This is a genomic window from Aureimonas sp. AU20 (assembly GCF_001442755.1).
Taxonomy (GTDB): Bacteria; Pseudomonadota; Alphaproteobacteria; order Rhizobiales; family Rhizobiaceae; genus Aureimonas.
Genome location: NZ_CP006367.1, coordinates 231,980 through 255,529 on the forward strand (window position 1 = coordinate 231,980; position 23,550 = coordinate 255,529).

General features: G+C 69.0%; 22 protein-coding genes. 4 read left to right on the forward strand and 18 right to left on the reverse strand.

What is annotated here, in order from left to right; translation table 11 throughout:
* Positions 1-10: 10 nt before the first annotated feature.
* The 3 genes from rimI to M673_RS01050 form a co-directional block, all read right to left on the reverse strand.
* Positions 11-457 (reverse strand): ribosomal protein S18-alanine N-acetyltransferase, encoded by a 447-nt coding sequence (rimI, locus tag M673_RS01040; RefSeq protein WP_374755562.1) that lies wholly within the window; start codon positions 455-457, stop codon positions 11-13.
* A 203-nt stretch (positions 458-660) separates the two neighbouring features.
* On the reverse strand, positions 661-1,350 hold the full coding sequence (gene tsaB / locus M673_RS01045) for a tRNA (adenosine(37)-N6)-threonylcarbamoyltransferase complex dimerization subunit type 1 TsaB (protein ID WP_061972930.1): 690 nt from the start codon (positions 1,348-1,350) through the stop codon (positions 661-663).
* Positions 1,351-1,364: 14 nt separating this feature from the next.
* On the reverse strand, positions 1,365-1,946 hold the full coding sequence (locus M673_RS01050; RefSeq protein ID WP_061972931.1) for a NifU family protein: 582 nt from the start codon (positions 1,944-1,946) through the stop codon (positions 1,365-1,367).
* A gap of 212 nt (positions 1,947-2,158) precedes the next feature.
* On the opposite strand from M673_RS01050, the gene M673_RS01055 reads away from it, so the two are divergent.
* Entirely contained in the window at positions 2,159-3,139 is a 981-nt protein-coding gene (locus M673_RS01055; RefSeq protein ID WP_061972933.1) for a cation diffusion facilitator family transporter, read from the forward strand.
* Between the two features lie 31 nt (positions 3,140-3,170).
* Here the strand turns inward: M673_RS01055 and M673_RS01060 are convergent, their stop codons facing one another.
* Positions 3,171-3,662: a universal stress protein gene (locus M673_RS01060; RefSeq protein ID WP_061972934.1), complete on the reverse strand. Its 492-nt coding sequence runs from the start codon at positions 3,660-3,662 to the stop codon at positions 3,171-3,173.
* Positions 3,663-3,920: 258 nt separating this feature from the next.
* Positions 3,921-4,985: a tryptophan--tRNA ligase gene (trpS, locus tag M673_RS01065; RefSeq protein WP_061972936.1), complete on the reverse strand. Its 1,065-nt coding sequence runs from the start codon at positions 4,983-4,985 to the stop codon at positions 3,921-3,923.
* Positions 4,986-5,395: 410 nt separating this feature from the next.
* On the opposite strand from trpS, the gene M673_RS01070 reads away from it, so the two are divergent.
* On the forward strand, positions 5,396-5,905 hold the full coding sequence (locus tag M673_RS01070) for a DUF3597 domain-containing protein (protein ID WP_061972938.1): 510 nt from the start codon (positions 5,396-5,398) through the stop codon (positions 5,903-5,905).
* A gap of 24 nt (positions 5,906-5,929) precedes the next feature.
* Here the strand turns inward: M673_RS01070 and murJ are convergent, their stop codons facing one another.
* The 4 genes from murJ to mutS form a co-directional block, all read right to left on the reverse strand.
* The gene (gene murJ, locus M673_RS01075; protein ID WP_061972939.1) at positions 5,930-7,543 is read right to left on the reverse strand and encodes a murein biosynthesis integral membrane protein MurJ; all 1,614 of its coding nucleotides are present in this window, start codon (positions 7,541-7,543) and stop codon (positions 5,930-5,932) included.
* Positions 7,540-10,428, reverse strand: a complete 2,889-nt coding sequence (locus M673_RS01080) for a [protein-PII] uridylyltransferase (protein WP_061972941.1) — start codon at positions 10,426-10,428, stop codon at positions 7,540-7,542. The genes murJ and M673_RS01080 overlap by 4 nt, the downstream gene beginning before the upstream one ends.
* A gap of 111 nt (positions 10,429-10,539) precedes the next feature.
* Positions 10,540-11,385: an SDR family oxidoreductase gene (locus tag M673_RS01085; RefSeq protein ID WP_061977516.1), complete on the reverse strand. Its 846-nt coding sequence runs from the start codon at positions 11,383-11,385 to the stop codon at positions 10,540-10,542.
* Between the two features lie 134 nt (positions 11,386-11,519).
* Complete coding sequence (mutS, locus tag M673_RS01090) at positions 11,520-14,282, reverse strand: DNA mismatch repair protein MutS (RefSeq protein WP_374755561.1); 2,763 nt, start codon at positions 14,280-14,282, stop codon at positions 11,520-11,522.
* Between the two features lie 259 nt (positions 14,283-14,541).
* Here mutS and M673_RS01095 point away from each other — a divergent pair, with 259 nt between their 5' ends.
* Positions 14,542-14,838, forward strand: a complete 297-nt coding sequence (locus M673_RS01095) for a DUF1236 domain-containing protein (RefSeq protein WP_061972943.1) — start codon at positions 14,542-14,544, stop codon at positions 14,836-14,838.
* Between the two features lie 78 nt (positions 14,839-14,916).
* Here the strand turns inward: M673_RS01095 and M673_RS01100 are convergent, their stop codons facing one another.
* From M673_RS01100 to M673_RS01125, 6 genes are all read right to left on the reverse strand, one after another.
* Positions 14,917-15,570 carry an outer membrane protein gene (locus tag M673_RS01100; protein ID WP_061977519.1) on the reverse strand — a complete coding sequence of 218 codons (654 nt, stop codon included), beginning with the start codon at positions 15,568-15,570 and terminating at the stop codon, positions 14,917-14,919.
* 347 nt (positions 15,571-15,917) lie between these two features.
* Positions 15,918-16,817, reverse strand: a complete 900-nt coding sequence (locus M673_RS01105) for a GNAT family N-acetyltransferase (RefSeq protein WP_061972945.1) — start codon at positions 16,815-16,817, stop codon at positions 15,918-15,920.
* Between the two features lie 119 nt (positions 16,818-16,936).
* Entirely contained in the window at positions 16,937-17,956 is a 1,020-nt protein-coding gene (gene acuI, locus M673_RS01110) for an acrylyl-CoA reductase (NADPH) (RefSeq protein WP_061972947.1), read from the reverse strand.
* 22 nt (positions 17,957-17,978) lie between these two features.
* Positions 17,979-18,479, reverse strand: coding sequence for a signal peptidase II (lspA, locus tag M673_RS01115; protein ID WP_061972948.1), 501 nt, complete (start codon positions 18,477-18,479; stop codon positions 17,979-17,981).
* Positions 18,476-19,351, reverse strand: a complete 876-nt coding sequence (locus M673_RS01120; protein WP_082639577.1) for a TrmH family RNA methyltransferase — start codon at positions 19,349-19,351, stop codon at positions 18,476-18,478. Before M673_RS01120 ends, lspA begins: the two co-directional genes overlap by 4 nt.
* Positions 19,348-20,640 carry a class I SAM-dependent methyltransferase gene (locus M673_RS01125; protein ID WP_061972950.1) on the reverse strand — a complete coding sequence of 431 codons (1,293 nt, stop codon included), beginning with the start codon at positions 20,638-20,640 and terminating at the stop codon, positions 19,348-19,350. Before M673_RS01125 ends, M673_RS01120 begins: the two co-directional genes overlap by 4 nt.
* Before the next feature lie 147 nt (positions 20,641-20,787).
* On the opposite strand from M673_RS01125, the gene M673_RS01130 reads away from it, so the two are divergent.
* Positions 20,788-21,264 carry a CoxG family protein gene (locus M673_RS01130; protein WP_061977524.1) on the forward strand — a complete coding sequence of 159 codons (477 nt, stop codon included), beginning with the start codon at positions 20,788-20,790 and terminating at the stop codon, positions 21,262-21,264.
* A gap of 66 nt (positions 21,265-21,330) precedes the next feature.
* Here M673_RS01130 and M673_RS01135 read toward each other — a convergent pair whose 3' ends face one another.
* The 3 genes from M673_RS01135 to sppA form a co-directional block, all read right to left on the reverse strand.
* Entirely contained in the window at positions 21,331-21,753 is a 423-nt protein-coding gene (locus M673_RS01135; protein WP_061972951.1) for a lipopolysaccharide assembly protein LapA domain-containing protein, read from the reverse strand.
* A gap of 199 nt (positions 21,754-21,952) precedes the next feature.
* A complete protein-coding gene (locus M673_RS01140; protein ID WP_061972953.1) occupies positions 21,953-22,231 on the reverse strand; it encodes an integration host factor subunit beta in 279 nt (92 codons plus the stop codon).
* Between the two features lie 105 nt (positions 22,232-22,336).
* Positions 22,337-23,299 (reverse strand): signal peptide peptidase SppA, encoded by a 963-nt coding sequence (gene sppA / locus M673_RS01145; RefSeq protein ID WP_061972955.1) that lies wholly within the window; start codon positions 23,297-23,299, stop codon positions 22,337-22,339.
* Positions 23,300-23,550 lie beyond the last annotated feature (251 nt).

Genomic DNA, 23,550 nt, shown 5'->3' on the forward strand with positions numbered 1-23,550 from the left:
GAGGCGCGCTTCAGTCACGCAGGGCTCGTTTCAGGATCAGGGCGCTGGTGCGCGTGCCGTCCGGTCCGGCGTAGTAGGCGGGGCGACGGCCCACTTCCTCGAAGCGCAGGCGGCGATACAGCGCCAGAGCGGCCGCGTTGGTCTCCTCCACTTCGAGGAACAGCGAGGCGGCGCGCTCGGCGTGGAGATATTGCAGGGCGTTGTCCATGAGAAGGCGGCCGATGCCCTTGCCGCGCGCCGCCTTGTCCACGGCGATGGTGAGGATTTCGGCCTCGTCCACCGTGAGGCGCGCCAGGACGACGCCCACCGCCGTGTGGTTGTTTTCGGCGCGCACGATGAAGCCGAACGTGCCCCCCTGCCCCAAGAGCGAGGCGAACTCGTCGCCCGACCAGGACTGGGTGAAGGCTTCCGAATGGATTTCGGCGGCCTCGTCGAGATCGTCCAGCCCGAGCGGCATGGCCACGTAGCCGGAGGGGCCGAGAAGGCCGTCCCAGAAGGACAGGGTCCAGGCGAGGGGGAGATACCAGTACATGCTTCTCTCCGAGAAGAGGTCGGGCGTCCATTCTGCGCCTCGCCCCTTTCCGCATCATTATGCTGCCGATGAAGGCAGATCCGCTAGTGCGTCTTTGCGTCAGGCTCGGGCCAGCCTCAGGCCCAAGCTCAGGCTTGAGCCGCCGCGCGCAGGCCGAGCGGCGTCTGCGCCTTGGCGTCGGCGCCGCGCAGATAGAGCGGCAGCGGCGGGGCGCCGGGCTCGCGCCGAGCGGCGAGCCGCGCCAGAGCGGCGAGCGAGGCGAAGCGCCGGTCCGGCAGGAAGGACGCCGCGCCCGCGCCCAGCGCCTCGCGCGCGATCTCCGCGCCCGTGCCGACGACGCGCAGGCCCGCACCAACCGCGCCGATGAAAGCGCCGAGCGCCTCCGGCGTCACCGCTTCCGGGGTCAGCAAGGGGTCTCCGCCTTGCGCGAAGAGCGCGGCATAAAGCTCGCCGCGCCTGGCATCATGGACAGCCAGAACCGGCCCTTCGCCCCATTCGGGCTCGGCCAGCGCCTCCAGCGTCGAGATGCCGACGGCGCGAAGGCCGAGGCTGAGTTCCAGCCCGCGCACGGCGGCGACGCCGACGCGAATGCCGGTGAACGAGCCCGGCCCGATGCAGACGGCGAGCTTGCCGATCTCGCTCCAGTCCGCACCCGCCTCAGTGAGGACCTCTTCGATCACGCCCATCAGCCGCTCGGCATGGCCGCGCCCGATCTCCTCCTCGCGGATGGCCGCGAACGTGCCGTCCGACAGGCGAAGCAGCGCGGCGGAGCAGCGCTCGTTGGCGGTGTCGATCGCCAGAAGCAGGTCCTTGCCCATGCGATGGCCTCGGATCAGGCCGCTTCCATCGCTTCCACGGCTTCGACTTCCGGCACGAAATGGCGCAGCAGGTTCTCGATCCCGTGCTTCAGCGTGGCGGTGGAGGACGGGCAGCCCGCGCAGGAGCCGCGCATGTTCAGGAAGACCACGCCGTCGCGGAAGCCGCGGAAGGTGATGTCGCCGCCGTCCTGCGCCACGGCCGGGCGCACCCGCGTGTCGAGCAGTTCCTTGATCGTGGAGACGACGGCCTCGTCACCCTCCTCGAAGAACTCCTCGCCCGAGTCCGACGCCAGCGCGCCGCCGGCCGCCGTCGGCGCCATGACCGGCTCGCCCGACAGGAAGTGCTCCATGATCGCGGCGAGGATGGCGGGCTTGAGATGAGCCCAGTCCGTCGCGTCCTTGGTCACGGTGATGAAGTCGTAGCCGAAGAAGACGGCGGTGACGCCGCTGACCGCCATGAGCTTGCCGGCGAGCCGCGAGCGCGCGCCCGCCTCGGCCGGCTCCAGGAACTCGGCCGTGCCGTTTTCCAGAACCACCCGGCCGGGCAGGAACTTCAAGGTCTGCGGATTGGGCGTGGATTCGGTCTGGATGAACATGGCGGGCGTCCGATCTGGGAGAAACGGGGCAAAGAGCAAGCGTTGTCCTGGAGATAAGCCCCCGCGCCCCGCGCCGCAAGCGCACAGACCCCGTGCGGGCCTGTCCGCACCGTCCACCGGATCGGCCTCTTTTGCGGATGCCACGCAACGAAGCCGCCCCGCCGCGCCTTTCCCCGACACAGGCGGGGGTCGAACAGGGGGACTGGGCCGACATGGCTTCACATTCGGGACCATCGCCATCCGGCGCGTCGTCGGGGTCGAAGGTGGTCATCTATGCCGCGCTCGCCGGCAATTTTCTGATCGCCGTCACCAAGTTCGTCGCAGCCGGCTTCACCGGCTCCTCGGCCATGGTCAGCGAGGGCGTCCACTCGCTGGTGGACACGGGCAACGAGCTGCTGCTCCTCTATGGTCTCAGCCGCGCCGCCCGGCCCGCCGACCGCACGCATCCGCTCGGCCACGGGCGCGAGCTCTATTTCTGGACCTTCATCGTCGCGCTTCTGGTGTTCGCGCTCGGCGCGGGCGTCTCGATCTACGAGGGCGTCCAGCACATGCTGGCGCCCGAGCCGATCGAAAACCCGATGGTCAACTATATCGTGCTCGGCCTGTCCTTCCTGTTCGAAGGCTTCTCCTGGTTCGTGGCGCTCAAGGAGTTCCGCGTCACCAAAGGCCGACTCGGCTATATCGAGGCGGTGAAACGCTCCAAGGACCCCACCACCTTCACGGTCCTGTTCGAGGACAGCGCGGCGCTGATCGGCCTCGCCATCGCCTTCACGGGCATTCTTCTCTCGCAGCTTCTGGACATGCCCTGGCTCGACGGCGCCGCCTCGGTAGGCATCGGCCTCGTCCTCGCCGCCACCGCCCTGTTCCTGGCGCGCGAAAGCAAGGGGCTTCTGATCGGCGAGGCCGCCGCGCCGGCCACGCAGGCCGCCATCCTCGCGATCGCCGAGCGCGACCCCGGCATCCACAGCGCCAACGGCGTCGTCACCGTGCATCTCGGCCCGACCCAGATCGTCGCCGCCCTCAGCGCCGAGTTCGAGGACGCGCTCACCGCACCCGAAATCGAAGCCTGCGTGCGCCGCATCGAAACGGCCATCCAGGCCGAACACCCCGAGATCACCACGCTCTTCGTCAAGCCGCAGACGCACGGCACCTTCGCCGCGAGGGCCGAGATCATCGAGGCGCAAAGCAACTAGGCGGGGAGCGACTGAGCCCACCTCTCGCTTCTCAGCAGAGGCTTTCGATTTCCTCGTCGGTCAGCGTCGCCGGCACGATCGTCACCGGGATCGGAAAGGCCGAGGCCGAGCCCGCCACGGCCGAGACCAGCGGCCCCGGCCCGTCCGCCGCCTCGCCCGCCGCCAGAACCAGGATCGCGATTTCGCGGTCCGCCTCGATCAGGGCGCGGATCTCGTCCGCCGTCTGCCCCTCGCGCAGGATCGTCTCGGGCTCGATGCCCACCTCGGTGCGGACCTCCTCCGCCACCCGCGACAGGCGCGTTTCCGCCTCTTCCTGCGCTTCGGCGCGCATGATGTCGCCGACGCCCAGCCATTGCGTGAAATCCGCCGCGTCGATCACATAGAGAAACACCGCCGCGCCGCCGCTGGCCTTGGCGCGCCGCGCCGCATAGGCCGCCGCCCGCCCGCATTCGGGCGTCTCGTCGATGATCGCCAGAAATTTGCGCCGCCCGCCCGCGTCACGCCCGAGTCGCTTGGATACCATGGCGCGACCATGCCAGCCCCGCCGCCGGCCGGCAAGCCGGGCGGATGCGGGAGATGGGCGGGGCTACCGCCCCGAGCCCCGTCCGGGAATGACTTCCCGGACCCTTCCTTTCTTTTGGGACCTTTTCCCTGATCCGGAAGGGCCGGCGGCCCTTCCGGATCAGGGACACAAGCCAAGAGAAAGAGGGGTCCAGGGGAAATCATTTCCCCTGGCAGGGGTGCGGGGGCAGCGCCCCCGCCGATCCCGCTTCCGCCCCACTCAGCCCAGCAGGCCGAGGATGGACTTGACGTCGGCGAGCGTCCGGTCGGCGATGGCGCGGGCGCGGTCGGCACCGTCCTTGAGGACGCGGTCGATCTCGGCGGGGTCGGCGAGGATGCGCCGCATTTCGCCGGCGATGGGGGCGAGCTTATCAACGGCGAGATCGGCGAGCGCGGGCTTGAACTCGGAGAAGGGCCGGCCGCCGAACTCGGTGAGGATATCGGCCTTGGAGCGATCCGTGAGGGCGGCATAGATGCCGACGAGATTGTCGGCCTCCGGGCGGCCGGCGAGACCGGGGACTTCGGAGGGCAGCGCGTCCGGGTCGGTCTTGGCCTTGCGGATCTTGCGGGCGATGGTCTCGCCGTCGTCGGTGAGGTTGATGCGCGAAAGGTCGGACGGGTCCGACTTCGACATTTTCTTGGAGCCGTCCTTGAGGCTCATGACGCGCGTCGCCGGCCCTTCGATCAGGGGTTCGGCGAGCGGGAAGTAGCCGTTCACGGTCTGCTCACCCATGGCCATGGGCACACCCAGGCCCTGCGCCTCGATGCGGGCGGAGAAGTCGTGGTTGAACTTGGTGGCGATGTCGCGGGTGAGCTCGAGATGCTGCTTCTGGTCGTCGCCCACGGGCACGTGGGTGGCGCGGTAAAGGAGGATGTCCGCGGCCATGAGGCTGGGATAGGCGAGCAGGCCGAGCGAGGCGTTCTCGCGGTCCTTGCCGGCCTTGTCCTTGAACTGGGTCATGCGCGTCATCCAGCCGATGCGGGCGACGCAGTTGAACACCCAGGCGAGCTCGGCATGGCCGGCGACGGCGCTCTGGTTGAAGACGATGTGGCGCTTGGGGTCGATGCCGGCGGCGAGATAGGCGGCGGCGATCTCGCGCGTTTGCTGGGCGAGATCGTCCTGCACCAGCTGCGCGGTCAGGGCATGAAGATCCACGACGCAGAAGAGGCAGTCCTGCGTTTCCTGCAGGGCGACGAATTTCTGGATGGCGCCGAGATAGTTGCCGAGATGGAGATTGCCGGTCGGCTGGATGCCGGAAAAGACGAGAGGCTTGAAATCGGCCATGGGCAAAGCTCCGCAGACAAAGGGGCCAAGCGCCGGCCCGTTGGCCGCGCTTATGGCGAAGCGAAGCTCCGCCCGCAAGCGCCGCGCGCCGCGCGAGCCCGGCCGAGAGGGCGCTGGGGTTGGGCGCAGAAGCCGGGACGGAACCGGTTGGGGTCAATTGCCCTCAGTCTCTGGCCCGGTCACCTCGCCGCGAATGGGCAAGCCAAGGCATCAGCCTCGACTGCACTTGGCGTCTCACGATCGTCGCAAGATCACTCAGCGGCCCTCCCCCGCCGAGGTGTCAAACAATCTCCAAGGCTCGGCCGAGACGGGGTTTCGGCGGAACCAAGGGCTGCGGCATCGCGTCTTCCCTTGCATGCCCGGCGCGGGGAGACCCGCCCGAGGCCCCCATTTTCACGAGGAGAGACGACATGGGCTTTTTCGATCGCATCCGGGACAAGATCTTCGGCAGCGCCGAGGCCGCCGAGCCAGCGCCCGCCCCTGCCGCACCGAGCCCGGCGCCGGCCGGCGGCGCTTCGGCCTCCACGGGCGGCGCGCCGGCTGCCCCGCAGCCTGCCCCCTCTTCGGCCCCCGCCGCTCCGGCTTCGGCGCCCGCCACGTCGGCCGCTCCCGCCACCGCGCCGGCCGGCGCTGGCGCTGGCGCCTCGCAGGCGCCGAGCGCTTCGGTGGATGTCGCGGCGATCCTGGAGGGCAAGGCCAAGGCGGCCGGCCAGCCGCTCGACTGGCGCCATTCGATCGTCGATCTTCTGAAGCTGCTCGACATCGACTCCAGCCTGAGCGCCCGCAAGGAACTGGCGGAGGAGCTGCACTATACCGGCGACACCGGCGACTCGGCGGCGATGAACACCTGGCTGCACAAGGCGGTGATGAAGAAGCTCGCCGAGAACGGCGGACAGGTGCCCGCCGAGCTTCGCGACTAAGAACCTGAGCGAGAGGCCGGTGCTTCAGGCACGCTTGGAGCGCCGGCCCTTCAGAAGATTGCGCACCATGCCGCGGTCCGCCGCCCCGGTGGCGAGCGCCAAACCGAAATAGACCACCATCGAGACGGCGACGATGGCGAGGATCGCCGGCCCCTGGATGTGGGCCCCGGCGCCCGTGGCGAGATAGGGCGAGAGCTGGCGCATCATCACCAGCACCACGCCGCCCATGGCCGCCGCCGACAGGACCACGAGCAACGAGCGCTTCACCAGCGCCGTGTCGACATGCCAGAGACCCTGGCGGCGCAGGCCCTCGAAGAGAAGCCAGGCGTTGAGCCAGCCGGCGAGCGTGGTGGCGAGGGCAATGCCCTGCTCGGCATAGAACCAGAACAGCACGAAGGAGAGGATCGTGTTGGCGAGCGCCGAAAGGCCCGTCACGATCATCGGCACGCGCGTGTTCTCGCGCGCGAAATAGCCCGGCGTGAAGACCTTGATGAGCACGAAGGCGGGCAGGCCGAGCGCGTAGAGGCCGAGCACGGCGGCGACCTCGTGCGTCGTCTCGGGCAGGAAGGCGCCGCGCTCGTAGATCAGGCGGATGATCGGCTCGGGCATGACGTAGAGCGCGATTGCCGCCGGCACGGTGAGGAAGAGGGCGAATTCCAGCGAGCGGTTCTGCGTGTGCTGCGCTTCCTCGGCGCGGCCGGCCTTCAGCGCGCGGGCGAGCTCGGGCAGGAGCACGACGCCGATCGCGACGCCCACCATGCCGAGCGGCAGCTGATAGGGTCGGTCGGCATATTGCAGGATCGACACGGCGCCCGGCTTGTAGGAGGCGATGGCCTGCCCGACGAAAAGGTTGATCTGCGTGATGCCGCCGATCAGCGCGGCGGGGCCGGCCAGAATCAGGAGGCGCTTGAGCGCCGGCGTCCAGCGCGGTCGGTGCAGCGCGACGGAAAAGCCGGCCATGCGCATGGCGACCGTCACCATGAGAAGCTGCGCGACGCCCGCGAACAGGACGCCCCAGCTCATCAGGAAGCCGATCGTCTGCTGGCTCGAGCCCTGCCACCAGCACCAGGCCAGAACGCCGATCAGCGCGAAGTTGAGGATGGTCGGCGCGGCGGCGGCGGCGAAGAAGCGGCGGAAGGCGTTGAGAATGCCCGACACCATCGCCATCATCGACATGCAGGCGAGATAGGGGAACATGATGCGCGAGAAGGCGACCGTGATCGCGTAGCGCTCCTCGCAGCTGATCTGCTGGCCGAGCGTCTGCGGATCGTCGATGCAGGCGGCAAGACCCGGCGCGATGATCGTCTTCACCAGGGCCGGCATGAAGACCATGGCCGCGATCGTGACGATGAGAAGGACGGTGAAGAGGGTCGAGAAGATCTCGGTGGCGAAGCGCCGCGCGCCGTCCTCCCCCTCCTCCTCCAGCGAGCGGGCGAAGAGCGGAATGAAGGCGGCGTTGAAGGCCCCTTCCGCGAAGAGCCGGCGGAACAGGTTGGGAAAGCGGAAGGCGAGGTTGAACGCGTCCGCCACCGGGCCGACGCCCAGGGCCGAGGCCATCATCATCTCGCGGGTAAAACCGAAGACGCGGGAAATCAGCGTCGCGCCACCGACCGTGGCGAACTTCTTCAACAGGCTCAAGGAACGATTCCGAAGGCGACCGGCGAGGGCTTGGCGGTGGCGGAGGACAATTCGCCCTCCGGGCTGTCGAACACGGCGAGGAGCCGCCGGCGGATGCGATCCGCCCGGCCCTCGCCGATGATCTTCAGGCCCAGGAGGTCGGTGACGTAGAACACGTCCACCACCTTTTCCCCGAAGGTGGTGATGTGGGCGGAGCGGATGTCGAGCGACAGGTCCGAGATCGCGCCCGTGAGATCGGCCAGGAGGCCCGGCCGGTCGAGACCCTCGACCTCGATCACGGTGAGGCGGTTCGACAGGTCGTTGCGCACGTCGATGCGCGGCTCCACGGCGAAGCTCTTGGTGGAGCGGGCCGGGCGGCGGCGGGCGAGCAGCGCGGGAATGGCCTCGCGCCCGTTCAACAGCGACTCCACCGTCTTGGCGATGCGCTCGGCGCGGCGCAGCTCGTCGGCATCCTCGGCGAAGTCCCGGTTGATGGTGACGATGTCGAGCGCGCGCCCGTCGGTCATCGTGAAGATCTGCGCGTCCGCGATGTTGGCGCCGGCCGCCGCGCAGGAACCCGCGATCAGCGAGAGAAGGCGGGGATGGTCGGGAGCGAGCACCGTGATCTCGGTGACGCCGCGGAACTTGTCGGTGCGCGCCACGGTGGAAAGGCTTCGCCCGTCCCGATCGGCCGCCTCGATGAACTCGGCGTGGCGGACCTGATCGTCCAGCGGGACGGTGAGGACGTAATTGTCGTAGTGCTGGTCGACGCGGGCCGCGCGCCGCTCCTCCGGCCAGTCCTTCAGCCGCTCGGCCAGTTCGCGCCGTCCGTAATCGGCGCGCTGGCGGCGCGAGGTCTCGGAATAGCCGCCGGTCAGCATCAGCTCGGTTTCCGCGTAGAGCGTGCGGATGAGCTGGCCCTTCCAGTTGTTCCAGACGCCGGGGCCGACGGCGCGGATGTCGCAGACGGTGAGAAGGGTGAGGAGCTTCAGCCGGTCCAGCGTCTGCGCCCGCTCGGCGAAGTCGCGGATCGTCTTGCGGTCCGTCAGATCGCGCTGCTGCGCCGTCATGGAAAGGGTCAGATGCTCGCGCACCAGCCAAGCGACGAGCTCGGTCTCGCGCCCGTCGAGGCCGAGGCGCGGGCAAAGCTCCTCGGCGATCTCGGCGCCGGCCACGGAATGATCCTCCGGCCGACCCTTGGCGATGTCGTGCAGGAGAAGCGCGACATAGAGCGGAACGCGGTCGCGGATCGTCTCCACGAAGCTGCTGGTCATCGGCAGCTCGCTCGCCAGTTCGCCATGCTCCAGCCGCGAGAAGCAGGCGACGGTGCGCAAGAGATGCTCGTCCACCGTGTAGGAATGATACATGTTGAACTGCATCATCGACACGATCTTGCCGAACTCGGGGATGAAGCGGCCGAGCACGCCGGCCTCGTTCATGCGTCGTAGGTGCAACTCGGGATTGTGCCGGTCAGTCAGCACGTCCAGAAACAGGCTGTTGGCTTCGGGGTTGATCCGCACCGCGCCGTCCAGAAGCCGGAGCGAGCGGCGCACGAGCTTCAGCGCGTCCGGGTGATATTCCAGCTGGTGAACGGCGGCGAGCTTGAACAGGCGCAGGAGGTTCACCGGATCGTCGGTGAAGACGTTGCGGTTCGCCACCGTGATGCGGCCATTGTCGGTGAGGAAGGCCAGCGTTCCCGGAATCTGCCGCGCCCGGCGGCGGAAGGAGCGCACGAGGCCGCGCAGGCCCGGCGCGTCCTTGGCGTTCTCCTCCTCCAGCGCGGCGCAGAAGATGCCGGTGAGATCGCCCACGTCCTTGGCGATCAGGAAGTAGTGCTTCATGAAGCGCTCGACATCCGTCAGGCCGGGATGGGACGTGTAGCCGAGCCGGGAGGCGATCTCGGGCTGAAGGTCGAAGGACAGGCGCTCCTCCGGCTTGCCCGTCAGAAAATGCATGTGGCAGCGCACGGCCCAGAGGAAATCCTCGGCCTTCTCGAACAGACGCGCTTCGCGCCGGGAGAAGACACCGGCCGCCACCAGTTCCTCGCGCGTGTCGACGCGGTAATGATCCTTGGCGATCCAGAAGAGCGTGTGCAGGTCGCGCAGGCCCCCCTTGCCCTCCTTCACGTTGGGCTCGACGAGATAGCGCGTGTCGCCGGACTTGCGATGGCGCACGTCGCGCTCGGCGAGCTTGGCGGCGATGAAGGCGCGACCCGTTCCCGCCGTTACCTCGGCGTCGAAGCGCCGGCCGAGATCCTCGAACAGGGCCTTGTCGCCGCAGATCAGCCGGCGCTCCAGAAGCGCGGTGCGGATGGTGAAATCCTCGGCCGAAAGGCGCACGCACTCCTCCACCGAGCGCGTGGCATGGCCGACCTTCAGCCCGAGGTCCCAGAGGAGATAAAGCAGATATTCGGCGACCTGCTCGCCCAGCGCGGTCTGCTTGTAGGGCAGGAGAAACAGGAGATCGATGTCGGAGCCCGGCGCCAGCGTGCCGCGCCCATAGCCGCCGACAGCGCAGATCGCCATGCGCTCGCCCGCCGAAAGGTTGGGCGAGCCGAAGACATGGTGCAGGGCGAAGTCGTGGACGGCGCGGATCAGCTCGTCCTGCAGATGCGAGATGCGCGCCGCGCAGAGAAGACCGCCGCCATCCTCGAACAGGAGGCGTTCGGCGGCCTTGCGCCCTTCGGCGTTGACGCGCTTGAGAATGGCGAGGACCTCGGCCCGCGCCTCCGCCCGGTTGGCGCCCGTGCCCGTCTCGTCCGTGTCCAGAACCTTCAGCGCCGCGCGCAACGCCTCGCCGTCGACGATCTCGCCCGCGCGCAGATCGGTCTGGGACGAGGCGACCTGCCGGGCTTGCGCCGACCGGGTCGGCCGTTCGCGGCTGGACAGGATCGGTTGCGCAGTCATGGCGTCGCCTTCTCGTCGGGTGGTTCGCGCTATAGTGCATTTCCCGACATGTCAAAAGCTTAACGGCTTCGCCCTGCCATCCGACCCCGCCGGCGCGCGCGAACAGGCCGGTCAGGCGCCGACGATCGTACCGCCGTTCGGATGCATCACCTGGCCCGTGAAATAGGACCCGTCCTCGGAGGCGAGGAACAGGAGCGCCGAGGCGACCTCGTTGGGCTGGCCGGCGCGCTTCATCGGCACCTGGGAGCCGAAGCTCGCCACCTTCTCGGCATCCATCGACATGGGAATGAAGGGCGTCCAGATCGGGCCGGGCGCGACGCCGTTCACGCGAATGCCCTTTTCTACGAGATTGGCGGCCATGGAGCGGGTGAACGCCGTGATCGCCCCCTTGGTGGAGGAATAGTCGATCAGCGTGTCGTTGCCCTTGTAGGAGTTCACCGAGGTCACGTTCACGATGGCGGCGCCGGGCTTCAGATGGTCGAGCGCGGCCTGCGTCATGTAGAAATAGCCGTAGATGTTGGTCTCGAAGGTCTTGGCGAGCTGTTCCTCACTGATGTCGCGAAGGTCTTCGGCCTCCTCCTGATGGGCGGCGTTGTTGACCAGGATGTCGAGCTTGCCGAACTCGGCCGCGGCCTTGTCCACCGCCTGCTTGCAGAAGCTCTTGGAGCGCACGTTGCCCGGGATGAGCAGGGCCTTGCGCCCCTCGGCCTCGATCAGGCGCTTCGTCTCCTCGGCGTCCCGATCCTCGTCGAGATAGACGATGGCGACATCGGCCCCCTCGCGCGCGAAGAGGACGGCCGTGGCGCGGCCGATGCCGGAATCGCCGCCGGTGATGACCGCCGCCTTGCCCGCCAGCCGGCCGGAGCTAGGAAAGCGGGGTGCGTAGTCCGGGCGCGGGTTCATCTCGTGCTCGAGGCCGGGCTCGTTGTCCTGATGCTGGGCGGGGAAGTTCGACATGCGGTGCCATCCTTTTCCGTTCGCCGGCCGGGCCGGCTTGTCGAAAAGGGAATCGGCGGGGCCGCGCCCGCGTTCCCGCATGGCTGCCTCCCAAGCCCTGCGAACGGTCAGCCGGCTACGAGCCCCTTCGTGCGTCAGCCCTTGGCGGGCTTCGCCGCCAAGGCTTTCAGGCGATAAAGCGCCTCCAGCGCCTCGCGCGGGCTCATCGCGTCCGGGTCCACCTCCGCCAATGCCTTCAGCGCGGCGGGCGTCTCGGCCTCGGCCGGCCGGCGGTTGAGCGCGGCGAAGAGCGGCAGATCGTCGATGAAAGCGGTGCGCTTTTCGCCCTGCTCGCTCTTTTCCAGCTGGGTCAGCACCTGCCGGGCGCGCTCCAGAACGGCCGGCGGCAGGCCGGCGAGCCGCGCCACCTGAATGCCGTAGGATCGGTCGGCGACGCCGGCCGTCACCTCGTGGAGGAAGATCACCTCTCCCTCCCATTCCTTCACCCGCACGGTGACGTTGGCGAGCCGCTTCAGCCGCGCGGCGAGCGCTGTCATCTCGTGGAAATGCGTCGCGAAGAGCGCGCGGCAGCGGTTCACCTCGTGCAGGTGCTCCACCGCCGCAAACGCGATGGAGAGCCCATCATAGGTCGCCGTGCCCCGGCCGATCTCGTCCAGCACCACGAGCGTCCTTTCGCTCGCCTGATTCAGAATCGCCGCCGTCTCGACCATCTCGACCATGAAGGTGGAGCGGCCCTCCGCCAGATCGTCCGAGGCGCCGACGCGGCTGAACAGGCGGTCCACCACCCCGATATGGGCCTTGGTGGCCGGCACGTAGGAGCCGATCTGCGCCAGCACGGCGATCAGCGCGTTCTGGCGCAGGAAGGTGGACTTGCCGCCCATGTTCGGGCCGGTGATGAGCCAGATGGCGCCGGCCTCGCGCTTGGCGCCCGTGCCGGCGGGGGGCGAGAGATCGCAATCGTTGGCAACGAACTGGCCGCCGCCGGACGCCTTCAGCGCCGCCTCCACCACGGGATGGCGCCCGCACTCCACTTGGAAGGCAAGGCTTGCGTCCACCACAGGGCGCACCCAATCGCCCGCCACGGCGAGGTCCGCCAGCGCGGCGGTCACGTCCACCAGCGCCAGAGCCGCGCTCGCCGCGCGCAGGGCCTCGGTCGCCCCCAGCACCTCGCCGCGCAGCGCATCGAACAAGGCGAGCTCGATGCGCAGCGCCTCCGCCGCGCTCTGGGCGATGCGGGTTTCGAGATCGCATAGCTCCACCGTGGTGAAGCGCATGGCGGAGGCGAGCGTCTGGCGATGCGAGAAGCCGCTGTCGGGCGCGAGCAGCGAGGCGCCGTGAGCTTCCGGCACCTCGACGAAATAGCCCAGCACGTTGTTGTGCCGGATCTTTAGGGAGCGGATGCCGCTTTCCGCGCAGTAGCGGCCCTGGAGATCGGCCACGACCTGCCGGGAATGGTCGCGCAGCGCCAGCGCCTCGTCCAGCGCCGCATCGGCGCCGGCCCGGATGAAGCCGCCGTCGCGCCGCTGCAGCGGCAGCTCGTCCCGCAAGCTGGCGCGCAGGCGGAAGCGAAGCGCTTGCGGCAGGGCGGCGAGCGAGCGGCCGGCCTCCATAAGCTCCCAGCTCAGCTCCCCCTCGCTCAGAAGCTCGGCCATGACGCTCGCCCGCTCCAGCCCTTCCGCCACGGCGCCAAGATCGCGCGGGCCGCCCCGGTCGAGCGCCAGACGCGACAGCGCGCGCTCGGTGTCGGGCAGGCCCTTCAAGGCGGCGCGCAGCTCGGCGGCGAGCGCGGGGTCGGCCAGGAGGCCGGCGACGCTGTCCTGCCGCCGGGCGATGGCGGCGGGGTCGGTCAGAGGCCAGGCGAGGCGGCTGGCGAGAAGGCGCGAGCCAGCGCCCGTCACGCAGCGGTCGATCGTCGCCAGAAGCGAGCCCTGGCGCCGGCCGGACACGGTGCGCGAAAGCTCGAGGCTCGCCCGCGTCGCCGGGTCGATCACCATGAAGGAGCCGGCCTCGACCCGCTCGGGCCGCTCCAGCGGCGGGCGGGCCTTCAGCTGCGTGCGTTCGAGATAGGACAGAAGCGCCGCACCGACCGAAAGCTCGGCGCGGCCGAAGGCGCCGAACCCGTCCAGCGTCGAGACGCCGAAGAAGCGTTGCAGCCGCTCGGCGCTGGTGGCGGCGTCGAACAGGCTCGCCGGCTCGAAGCGCACGCGCCGCCCCAGCCGGCGCAGGAGCGGCTGCAGCGTCTCGTCCTCGCGCAGGCCGTCGGGCACCACCAGTTCGGCCGGCTCCAGGGCCACCACGTCGGCGAATATCCGGTCCGGCGCGGACGGGGCGATGCGGAACTGGCCGGTGGAAAGGTCGGTCCAGCCGAGCGCGACCTGCCCGCTCTCGCCGCCGACCCGCGAGAGCGCGGCCAGGAAGTTCGGCCGGCCGGGCTCCAGAAGCGTTTCCTCGGTGATCGTGCCGGGGGTGACGAGGCGCACGACCTCGCGCTTCACCACCGACTTGCCGCCGCGCTTCTTGGCCTCGGCGGGGTCCTCGACCTGCTCGCAGACGGCGACGCGGTAGCCTTGGGCGATCAGCTTGTCGAGATAGTCGTCGGAGGAGACGACCGGCACGCCGGCCATCGGAATATCGGCGCCCTCGTGCTTGCCGCGCCGGGTCAGCGTGATGCCGAGCGCGCGCGAGGCCTCCACCGCGTCGTCGAAGAACAGTTCGTAGAAATCGCCCATGCGGTAGAACAGGAGGCAGTCGGCATGGCGCGACTTGATCTCCAGGAACTGCGCCATCATCGGCGTCGGCGCGCCGCCCTCGCCCCTCGTCTCCGGCAATGCCTCGGGCAAGGCCGCGCCGCCCGTGGCGGGATCTTTGGGGCGGGCGGCGGGGTCGGGTCGGATCATGTCCAGCATTCCGGCAAACTAGCGGTTTTCCGGCGCCCAGGGAAAGCCGCGCTGGCCGGGCGCCGGGGCTTGCGCCCGAAATCCACAAGCCAGCCCCCGCGTTCAGGCGCCATTCAGTGCGCGCGCCCTAGAAAAGGGGCAACGAGACCGGCAAGCGCTCTCCCCGCCCGCCCCGCGTTGGCATCACAGGTCATGCCCCCTATGATGCACCGCACGGACCCAAGCGCTCGGGCAGCGCCGCGTGAAAGGCAGTACGAGAATGATGAAGACAGGGAACGGAGCGCGTCTGGCGGGCATGGTGTTGGCCATCGGCCTCGCATTCGCCGCCCAGGGCGCCTCGGCGCAGACCGCGCCGCCGGTGAACGCCCATCAGTTCGCCGTGGACCATCCCGTGCCGGACGTGTCGCTGCGCCTCGCGCCGACGCTCGGCGCCTCGGTTCCCGCCCAGGTGCAGCTCGCCGCCATCGAGGGCACCAAGGACTACGGCTACTTCTACTATGAGGGCCGGCCGGTGATCGTCGACATGGCGACCCGCTCCATCGTGCGCGTCGACTGACCGCAGACATTCGACACAAAGGGACGGGCGGGGCTCGGCTCCGCCCTTCCCCAAGACTGGCGTGAACAGACCCGCCGATCAGCCGCCGAAGCGGAAGCTCGCCCCCAGCACGATCTGGTTGGTAAGGATGTCGGTTTCGAGCGAGCCGCCGCCTTTGAGGTCTGCCTCGTTGTGGCTGTAGCTCAGCTTGTACTCGCCGAAGACGGAGAGAAAGTCGGTCACGCTCACGTCCGCGCCGGCCAGCGCCTGAACGGCCGGGCCGGTCACCTGATATTCGAAGGTCCGTGGGCCTCCCGCTTCCTGATACTCGACATGCGGAATGGCGACGCCCGCGCCGAGCCCGGCATAGGGCGTGAGGCGGCCCATCGGATCGGCGCGATACAGCGCGTTGATCGTCAGGAGATTGAGCCCGTCGGTAAATTCGAGCGTCTGCACGCCCATCGGCAGCGGATCGGCGGCGACTTTGGCATGGGCATAGTCCAGCGCCACGCCCCAATGCGGGTGGCCGAGATCGTTTGCCCAGGCCGTGGCGCGCACGCCGTAGAAGGGCGCGCCGCTTTCGAAGGTGCGCCCGTCCCACTCGACGTCGAGACGGCGCGTCGAGGGCGCGTTGGCCACGTCCACCGTGCTGTCGAAGGAGAAATTGTATCCGCCATAGGCGGAGATGACGTACTCCGCCCGGGCCGAGCCGAGAGTGGCGAGCAGGGCGAGGCAGGCTAGCGGAAGACGCATCGGATCGATCACCTCCTATCGGCCGGCGATGGAGTCTTCGCCGCGCTTGAGGGGATGGGCTAGCGCGCGCCGATGACAGGGGCGTTACAGTGCGTTGCAGGAAAGTGACGGTGGACCGCAGACGTGTCACACGGGTCTCGCCCGTGCCAGCAACCTCTCGCGCCTCTGGGGCCGCACCCACGCCCAGGCGGGAACATGATCCTTTGCCGGCAAAGAAACGGTGCGAAGGAGAAGGGCGCGGAGCGAAGCCGAGCGACCCCGCCGCCAGACCGGCGAGGCCAGACCCTTTGCCGAAGCGCCGCATGCCGCCAGCGATACGAGATGCCGGCATGCGACGCGACGCGTCCTCAGGCGGCGAAGCGCGTGCCTTCGGCGCCGAAATGCTGGATGTAGCGCGGGTTGATGTTCTTCACCGGCACCACGACGCAGACATCCGTCGTGCCGAACTGGTGATCCACCACCGCGTCCTCCCCGACATAGCCGCCGAGGCGCAGATACCCTTTGAGAAGCGGCGGCAGGCCGCCCAGCGCGCGCTTGGCGTCGAGGCAGGCGACGGTGGAGCCGACGCGGGCGCGCCGACCCGAAACCGCCGCGACGCGCCATTCCTCCGGCGCCGGGGCGTGGTCGCGCAGGAAGGCGAGCGGCGCTTCCAGCGCGGCGAGATCGGTGCCGCTCAGCGAAGCGCAGCCGAACAGAACGTCGATCCGGTGCTGCTTCACATAGGCCCAGATGCCCTGCCAGAGCAGTTCCACCGTGCGCTTGCCGCGATAGCTCTTGAGCACGCAGGAGCGGCCGAGCTCCAGGAAGCGCGCGCCGGGATGGCGGCCGACCAGGGCGTCGATCTCGAATTCGCCGGCCGTGTAGAAGCCGCCGGCCAGCGCCGCCTTTTCCTGGCGCAGGAGGCGATAGGTGCCGACGATGCGCGAGCCGGCGGGCCGGGTCGTGTCGATGACGAGAAGATGGTCGCAGAACTTGTCGAAGCCGTCGCGGTCGCGCCGCGTCATCCGCTGGAAGGCGGTGGGCTTGGCGCTCATCTCCTCGTAGAAGACGTTGTAGCGCAGCTGCTGCGCCTCGCGCAGCTCGGCGCGCGAGCGCGCCAGGCGCACCTCCAGCTCGCAGAGGCGACCGAGCACGGGAGCCAGCGGATCGAAGGGGGCGGGGCGGCCGAGCTTGATGCGGACGCCGAACGGCTGCCGCAGCCGAACGGGTTGTGCCTGCGTCACGTCGATATGCTTGAAAGCACCCATTCGATCGTCCTCCGGCCCTTGTTCCTGACAGCAACTGCCATATGCCGTGCTCGCGACTCTTTCATGACGTAAACCATAGTGGGACGCAAACGGTCACGCGGTTGTTGCCTCTGCGACATTCATCCGCCCGCCACACGCGTCGCCTCCGCGACATCGGCGACCACGACACGGCCGCGTACCCCGCCGTCCAGAAGCCGGCGCGCGGTGGGCACGATGTCGGCAAAGCCGATCTCGGTGACGAGATCCGCCAGGAGGCTCGGGTCGAGATCTTCGGCCAGCCTATCCCAGGCCCGGCGGCGCTCGGCCTGCGGAGCGTAGACGGAATCGATGCCGAGAAGCGCGACGCCGCGCAGGATGAAGGGCGCGACACTTGCCGGCAGGTCCATGCCGCCGGCAAGGCCGCAGGCGGCCACCGCCCCGTCCCGCTTCGTCATGGACAGGAGATTGGCGAGCGTGTGCGAGCCGACGCTGTCGATAGCCGCCGCCCAACGCTCGCGCGCCAGCGGCTTGCCCGGCCCCGACAACTCGCCGCGCTCGATGATTTCGACGGCGCCCAGCCCGCGCAGCCACTCGCCCTCCTCCGGGCGGCCGGTGGAGGCGACGATATGCCAGCCGCGCCGGGCCAGAAGCGCGACGGCGACCGAGCCGACGCCCCCGGAAGCGCCGGTCACCAAAGCCGGGCCGCGCTCGGGCGTCAGCCCGAAACGCTCCAACGCCAGGACGGACAGCGCCGCCGTGTAGCCGGCTGTACCGAGGCCCATCGCATCCCGCGCCGAGAAGCGCGCCGGCAAAGCCACGAGCCAGTCCGCCTTCACGCGGGCAAGGCCGGTATAGGCGCCCCAATGCGTTTCGCCGAGGCCGAAGCCGTTCAGCACCACCTTGTCGCCCTCGCGCCAGAGGGGCGAGCGGGAGGCGGCGACCGTGCCGGCGAGATCGACGCCCGGCACCATGGGCCAGTGCCGCACCACGGGGGAGCGACCGGTCAGCGCGAGCGCGTCCTTGTAGTTGATCGTAGTGGCTTCGACCGCCACGTCGACGTCGCCGTCCATCAGGTCGGCCGGGGTGAGGACGGCCTCCTCGACCAGCGTTTCGCCGCCCTCGCCCTTTTGCAGCCGGATCGCCCGAAACTCGCCCGCCATGCCAGCTCTCCCGAATGGATCGTCAGGTCTTGTCGTTCGCCGCCGTCCCGTCCGATGTCTTGGGCCGGCGCGCCACGAGGAATTCGTCGATCAGGATCAGCGCCGCGCCGATCGTGATGAAACTGTCCGCCAGATTGAACACGGCGAAGCTCCAGACCGGCGTGTGGAACAGGATATAGTCCACGACATAGCCGAGATTCACCCGGTCGATCAGATTTCCGATCGCCCCGCCCGCGATCAGCGCGAAGCCGATATGGGTGAGCTTGCGCTCGGGCGCCGTGTTCCACCAGAGCCAGACCACGAAGAGGAGCACCAGGACCGAGATGGCGGCAAGGCCGACATCGTGGAACCCGTCCAACATGGAAAAGGCGATGCCCTCGTTGCGGGCGTGGTAGAGCGCGAGGAACGGGAGAAGCTCAATCGACTCGCCCAGCGCCATCGTGCGCACCACGGCGAGCTTCACCATCTGGTCGATCGCGGCGAAGAAGGCGACGAGCGCCAGATTGGGAACGAGGCGGTTCACAGCTTGAGGCTCCCGCGCCGCGCCTCGAAGATCATCAGCCCGGTGGCCACCGCCAGATTGAGACTGTCGGCCCGGCCGACCTGGGGAATGCGCACCAGCGTTTCGCAGGCGCCGGCCAGTGCCTCCGTCAGGCCGCTCTGCTCGTTGCCCATCACGATCGCGGTCGGCCGCTTGCCATAGGCGGGCTCGCGGAAATCCACCGCGCCCTTCATATGGGTGCCGACCACCAGACCCTTGAAGGTGGAGCGCCAGCGCAGGAACTCCTCCTCGCGCATGCGCACGATCGGCACGGCGAAGATCGAGCCCATCGTGGCGCGCACGGCCTCCAGCGAGAAGGGATCAACGCTTTCGCCGATCAGCACCACGCCCTTGGCGCCGGCCGCGTCCGCCGTGCGCAGGATCGTGCCGAGATTGCCGGGATCGCGCACCCGGTCGAGCGCGACGAGCAGCCCGTCGCGGCCGAGATCGATCTGGTCGGTGCGGTGAAGACGCTGGCGGAATACGCCGATGGCGCTTTGCGGATTGTCGCGCCGGGCGACGGCGGCCAGCACCTTGTCGCTGGCCTCCAGCACGTCGGCGCCCAGCGCCACGGTGCGCGCGGCGGCCTTCTGCAAAAGCTCGGTGTGGAGCTGCGTCTTGGCCGCGATCAGCGTCTCGATGCGCCAACCGGCGTCGAGCGCGTCCAGCACCAGCTTCAAGCCCTCGGCCAGGAACAGCCCGGTCTCTTCGCGATGCTTCTTCAGCGCGAGGTTGCGGATGTCCTTGACGATCGGGTTGGAAACGCTCGTCACCTCCTTCACCCGGCCAGGCGCCACCGTATCGGGCCGGCGCACGGGCGGGGCGGAAGGCGCATCGTCGCGGTCTCGGCTCAAGCGGACACCCATCTGGAAAAGAGCGAAGTGGACAGAAGCCGGGCGTCCTCGCCCGCTTCGCGAATGACGAGCTCGCCCGATTCGATCGCGCCGCCGAGGCCCCGGCATTGCTCGCCCATCAGGGCGGCCAGCGAATAGAAGGACGAGCGGATGGAATAGGCGGTGAGCACCAGCGCCAGCGGATCCGCCGACAGGAGCTGGCGCATCAGCATCAGGAGATAGGGCAGATCCTCGAAAATCTGCCAGACCTCGCCCTTCGGCCCCCGGCCGAACTTGGGCGGGTCGAGAAGCACGATGTCGTAGCGCGTGCCGCGCTTCACCTCGCGCTCGGCATAGCGCACCGCGTCCTCGCAGATCCAGCGGATCGGCTTGTCGGCCAGACCCGCCAGCTCGGCGTTCTCGCGCGCCCAGCCGATGGCGCGTTTGGACGCGTCGACATGCGTCACCTCAGCCCCGGCGCGCGCGGCGAGCAGCGAAGCAAGGCCGGTGTAGCCGAAGAGGTTGAGGACGCGCACCGGGCGTCCCGCCTTCTCGACGAGATCGGTCATGAAGCGCCAGTGGACGGCCTGCTCGGGAAACACGCCGACATGGCGGAACGAGGTGAAGCGGCCGAGATAGGGCATGCCGTCCTGGCGCATCGGCCAGGTTTCGCCGAGCGTGTCCTTGGGAAAGCGCCAGCGCCCGGTGCCCTCCTCGTCCGTGTCGCCGGTGAAGACAGCGTCGGCCCCTTCCCAGTCCGCGCCCGCGCGGCGCGGCCAGATCGCCTGGTTCTCCGGCCGGCGGATGATGAGCGAGCCGTAGCGCTCCAGCTTTTCGCCGTCGCCCGAATCCAGAAGCGCATAGTCCGCCCCCGGCTCGACGGTGAGGATCACCGGCGCACGAAAGCTCGGGCGCTCGCCGATGGGCCATTCCACCGCAGCGCGGTCGCGCCGACCTTCGCGGCCGAGCTCCTCGGTGGACAGGCGCGGCGCGGGCGCGGCGTCGGCGGCATGCCGGGCCGCATCGGTGCGGGAGCCGGACCGCTCGAACGATTCGGATCGGTGGGGCGCTTCGGAGCGATCGGACGCTTGGGAACGCTGCGAGGGTTCGGGGCGCTTGGACGCGAAGCGGCGCTCGCGGCCGGCCTCGGACTTGGCCGGGTCTCGCGCCGCGTCTCGCCCGTCCTGGCGCTCGGGCCGGCGCTTGGCGTCTGGTGCGCCGGCACCCTTGGCGCCGGCGGGCCGGCCGGGGCGCTTGGGCGCGCCGGACCGGGGGGTCCTGTTCTTCGTCATCGCCGGCTCATAGCGCATGGGAGCGTTTTTCCGCAAACGCTCGCGAAAGGGTGGAGCGCGCGCCGGCGCTTGGCAAGCGGCGGATCGGGCGTATTCTTCGCTTGGCCGCACCCACCCGCTTCAAACGGGGCGTTCGAAGATGGGGCGGCGCCAGGGAGGATGATCATGGACCTGAAGGGCGAATATCGGCTGGCCGCGCCGCGCGAGACCGTGTGGGCGATGCTGAACGATCCGGCCGTTCTGAAGAGCTGCATCCCGGGCTGCCAGAGCCTGGAGATGACGGGCGAGAACGAGATGTCGGCCACCGTGGTCGCCAAGGTCGGTCCGGTGAAGGCGACCTTCACGGGCGTCGTGCGCATCGAGGATGTCGAAGCGCCCAGGCGCTATTCCATCGTCGGCGAGGGCAAGGGCGGCATCGCCGGCTTCGCCTCGGGCGGGGCGCATGTCGAACTGGAAGAAGACGGCGCGGAGACCGTGCTGCGCTACGACGTGGACGCCAAGGTCGGCGGCAAGATCGCCCAGCTCGGCGGACGGCTGGTGGATTCCACCGCCAAGAAATTCGCCAACCAGTTCTTCGATTGCTTCGCCGCTCAAGTGACGGGCGACACCTCGGCCGCCGTCACGGAGCCGGCGGAGGCTTGAGAGACCTTACCCTCATGCGAACGGGGAGGCGGATCGCTCCGCCTCCCCGCTGAGAAATACGAAGGATCAGGCCGCGACGGACGGGCTGGCGAGAGCCCGCGTGGAATGGCCGGGCGCGGGCGCGGCGAGGGCCGGGGCGCTCGGCTGCGCCTGCGCGGCCAGATCGCGCTCGCGCTCTTCGCGCAGGCGGCGCAAGCGCTCGTTCGACAGGTCCACCTCGTGGCGCAGGTTCTCGATCTCGCGGCGGCGGTTGGCCGCCTTGGCGCGGTAGTGAGACTGCGTCATCCAGGTGCCTAGGCCGCCGAGCAAGAGGCCGAGGATCAGCGCCGAAAGAAGCAGCACGAAGAGCGGCGCCTGGAAGGCGAACTGCGGCAGCGTGCCGATCGGATCGAACGACACGTTGATCGCCTCGCGATTGGCGACGCAGAACACCACGAGCAGCACCGCCAGCGGCGCGAGGATGAGGAAGGAAAGAATCTTCAGGATCATCAGGTGGCCACTTCGAACCTTGGAATACGCCCTGGGAAAGCATGGGGCGCCGCCCCGAACAAGCAAGCGGCTGGCCCGCAAATGATGCATCGCGAGGGAGAGGTCAATCCGCCCGGCGCGTGCGGTCAGCCAGCCCTGGGGCGTACGCTCGATCAGAGCCCGGGCCGGCCAAGCGATCCCGCCCTCGGCTTCACACCGATCAGCCGTTCAGCCGCTCACGCAGTTCTTTGCCCGTCTTGAAGAAGGGAACCCACTTCTCCTCGACCTCCACCGATTCGCCGGTGCGCGGGTTGCGGCCGGCGCGCGGCGGACGGTTCTTGACGGAAAAGGCGCCGAAGCCGCGCAGTTCCACGCGGTTGCCGTCGCAGAGCGCCTGCGTGATCTCGTCGAAGATCGCGTTCACGATGGTCTCGACATCCCGCTGGTAGAGATGCGGATTGCGACTGGCGATGATCTGCACGAGTTCGGATTTGATCAACGCGGGCTCCTCGGGAGGCTGGGCTGCTGGGTCTGGGCAGGCGGCGCCTCGGCCGCGCAAACCTTTGTTTCCAATCGCAAAGCGGAGCCTCCCGCCACTTCGCCTTCAGTGGCGCGGAGGTTGCCAAAGCGACACCATGCCGTCAAGGTGCCCTCCCGATCCGGTGAGCGCGTCGACGAGATCGGTGGCCGTGGGATCGAGGCCGAACAGCCCGAACAGGGCCGAGCGGGCGGAGCCGAAGAGGCCCCAGCCGTCCTTTTCGGGCTCGCGCTCTTCGATCTCGAGGCCGGCCGGCACGCCGCGCTCGCTTTCCAGCCAGCGCCGGATCTCGCGCTCGCCGCCCAGCGCGTCCACCAGCTTGTTGTTCAGCCCCTGCGAGCCGGTGAAGACGGAGCCGTCGGCCAAGCGCCGCGCCTCCTCCTCCGGCAGGCCGCGCCGCTCCATCACGAGACGCACGAACCAGTCGTAGGAATCGTTCACCAGGCGGCCGATCATTTCGCGAGCGCCGGGGGCTGCGGGGGCGAAGGGCGAAGGCTCGGCCTTCAGCGGCGAGGACTTCACCGCGTTGACCTCCACGCCGATTCGCCCGAGCAGGACGGAAGCGTCGACATATTGGAAGATCACGCCGATGGAGCCGACGATCGAGGACTGGTGCGCCACCACCCGGTCCGTCGCCATGGCGACCATGTAGCCCGCGGAGGCCGCCAGCGTGCCGACCTCGGCCGCTACGGGCTTGGCGGCGGCCAGATCGCGAATCGCCTCGAACAGCGTTTCGCCCCCGACCGTGGTGCCGCCGGGCGAGTTGACGCGGATGATGACGGCGCGAACGCGCGGATCGGTCTTCAACTTTTCGAGAAGTTCCAACCGGTCGCGGTCCTCGGTGATGAGGCCGGTGACCTCGACGCGGGCGATCTGGTCTGGACCTGGACCAGCCAAACGCCCGGGGCGCCAGCCGCTGGCATAGGTGAGGGCCAGCACCGCGCCGGCGGCCACGAGCAGCGCGACGATCCGCCAGAAGCCGAGCTTGCGGCGCAGGCGCCGCCGATCGATCATGCCGTCCGCATCCATGGGTCCGCTCCGCTCGCAATCCGGGCGAGCGCGAAAAGCCCGCCGCCTGTGCCCAAGGCGATGCCATGCGGGCGGCACGCTGCCAAGCCGCCACCGCTCGCGGCGGCATTCTTGTTCGCGAGCGCGATGCCGTGCGATAGCCGCCGCTTAACCATGCAAAAACCCCATATCACTTATAGATACGACGCGATACGTTGATTGACCGCAGGACGCCCCGGCCGATCCCCAATGGCCGGGCGCGTTTTCGCGCC

Coding starts and splice junctions, on each gene's coding strand:
- rimI (WP_374755562.1), bottom strand. CDS start 457: ATGCCGCTCGGGCTGGACGATCTCGACGAGGCCGCCGAAATCCATTCG.
- tsaB (WP_061972930.1), bottom strand. CDS start 1,350: ATGGGCAAGGACCTGCTTCTGGCGATCGACACCGCCAACGAGCGCTGC.
- M673_RS01050 (WP_061972931.1), bottom strand. CDS start 1,946: ATGTTCATCCAGACCGAATCCACGCCCAATCCGCAGACCTTGAAGTTC.
- M673_RS01055 (WP_061972933.1), top strand. CDS start 2,159: ATGGCTTCACATTCGGGACCATCGCCATCCGGCGCGTCGTCGGGGTCG.
- M673_RS01060 (WP_061972934.1), bottom strand. CDS start 3,662: ATGGTATCCAAGCGACTCGGGCGTGACGCGGGCGGGCGGCGCAAATTT.
- trpS (WP_061972936.1), bottom strand. CDS start 4,985: ATGGCCGATTTCAAGCCTCTCGTCTTTTCCGGCATCCAGCCGACCGGC.
- M673_RS01070 (WP_061972938.1), top strand. CDS start 5,396: ATGGGCTTTTTCGATCGCATCCGGGACAAGATCTTCGGCAGCGCCGAG.
- M673_RS01080 (WP_061972941.1), bottom strand. CDS start 10,428: ATGACTGCGCAACCGATCCTGTCCAGCCGCGAACGGCCGACCCGGTCG.
- M673_RS01085 (WP_061977516.1), bottom strand. CDS start 11,385: ATGTCGAACTTCCCCGCCCAGCATCAGGACAACGAGCCCGGCCTCGAG.
- mutS (WP_374755561.1), bottom strand. CDS start 14,282: ATGATCCGACCCGACCCCGCCGCCCGCCCCAAAGATCCCGCCACGGGC.
- M673_RS01095 (WP_061972943.1), top strand. CDS start 14,542: ATGATGAAGACAGGGAACGGAGCGCGTCTGGCGGGCATGGTGTTGGCC.
- M673_RS01100 (WP_061977519.1), bottom strand. CDS start 15,570: ATGCGTCTTCCGCTAGCCTGCCTCGCCCTGCTCGCCACTCTCGGCTCG.
- M673_RS01105 (WP_061972945.1), bottom strand. CDS start 16,817: ATGGGTGCTTTCAAGCATATCGACGTGACGCAGGCACAACCCGTTCGG.
- acuI (WP_061972947.1), bottom strand. CDS start 17,956: ATGGCGGGCGAGTTTCGGGCGATCCGGCTGCAAAAGGGCGAGGGCGGC.
- M673_RS01125 (WP_061972950.1), bottom strand. CDS start 20,640: ATGCGCTATGAGCCGGCGATGACGAAGAACAGGACCCCCCGGTCCGGC.
- M673_RS01130 (WP_061977524.1), top strand. CDS start 20,788: ATGGACCTGAAGGGCGAATATCGGCTGGCCGCGCCGCGCGAGACCGTG.
- M673_RS01135 (WP_061972951.1), bottom strand. CDS start 21,753: ATGATCCTGAAGATTCTTTCCTTCCTCATCCTCGCGCCGCTGGCGGTG.
- sppA (WP_061972955.1), bottom strand. CDS start 23,299: ATGGATGCGGACGGCATGATCGATCGGCGGCGCCTGCGCCGCAAGCTC.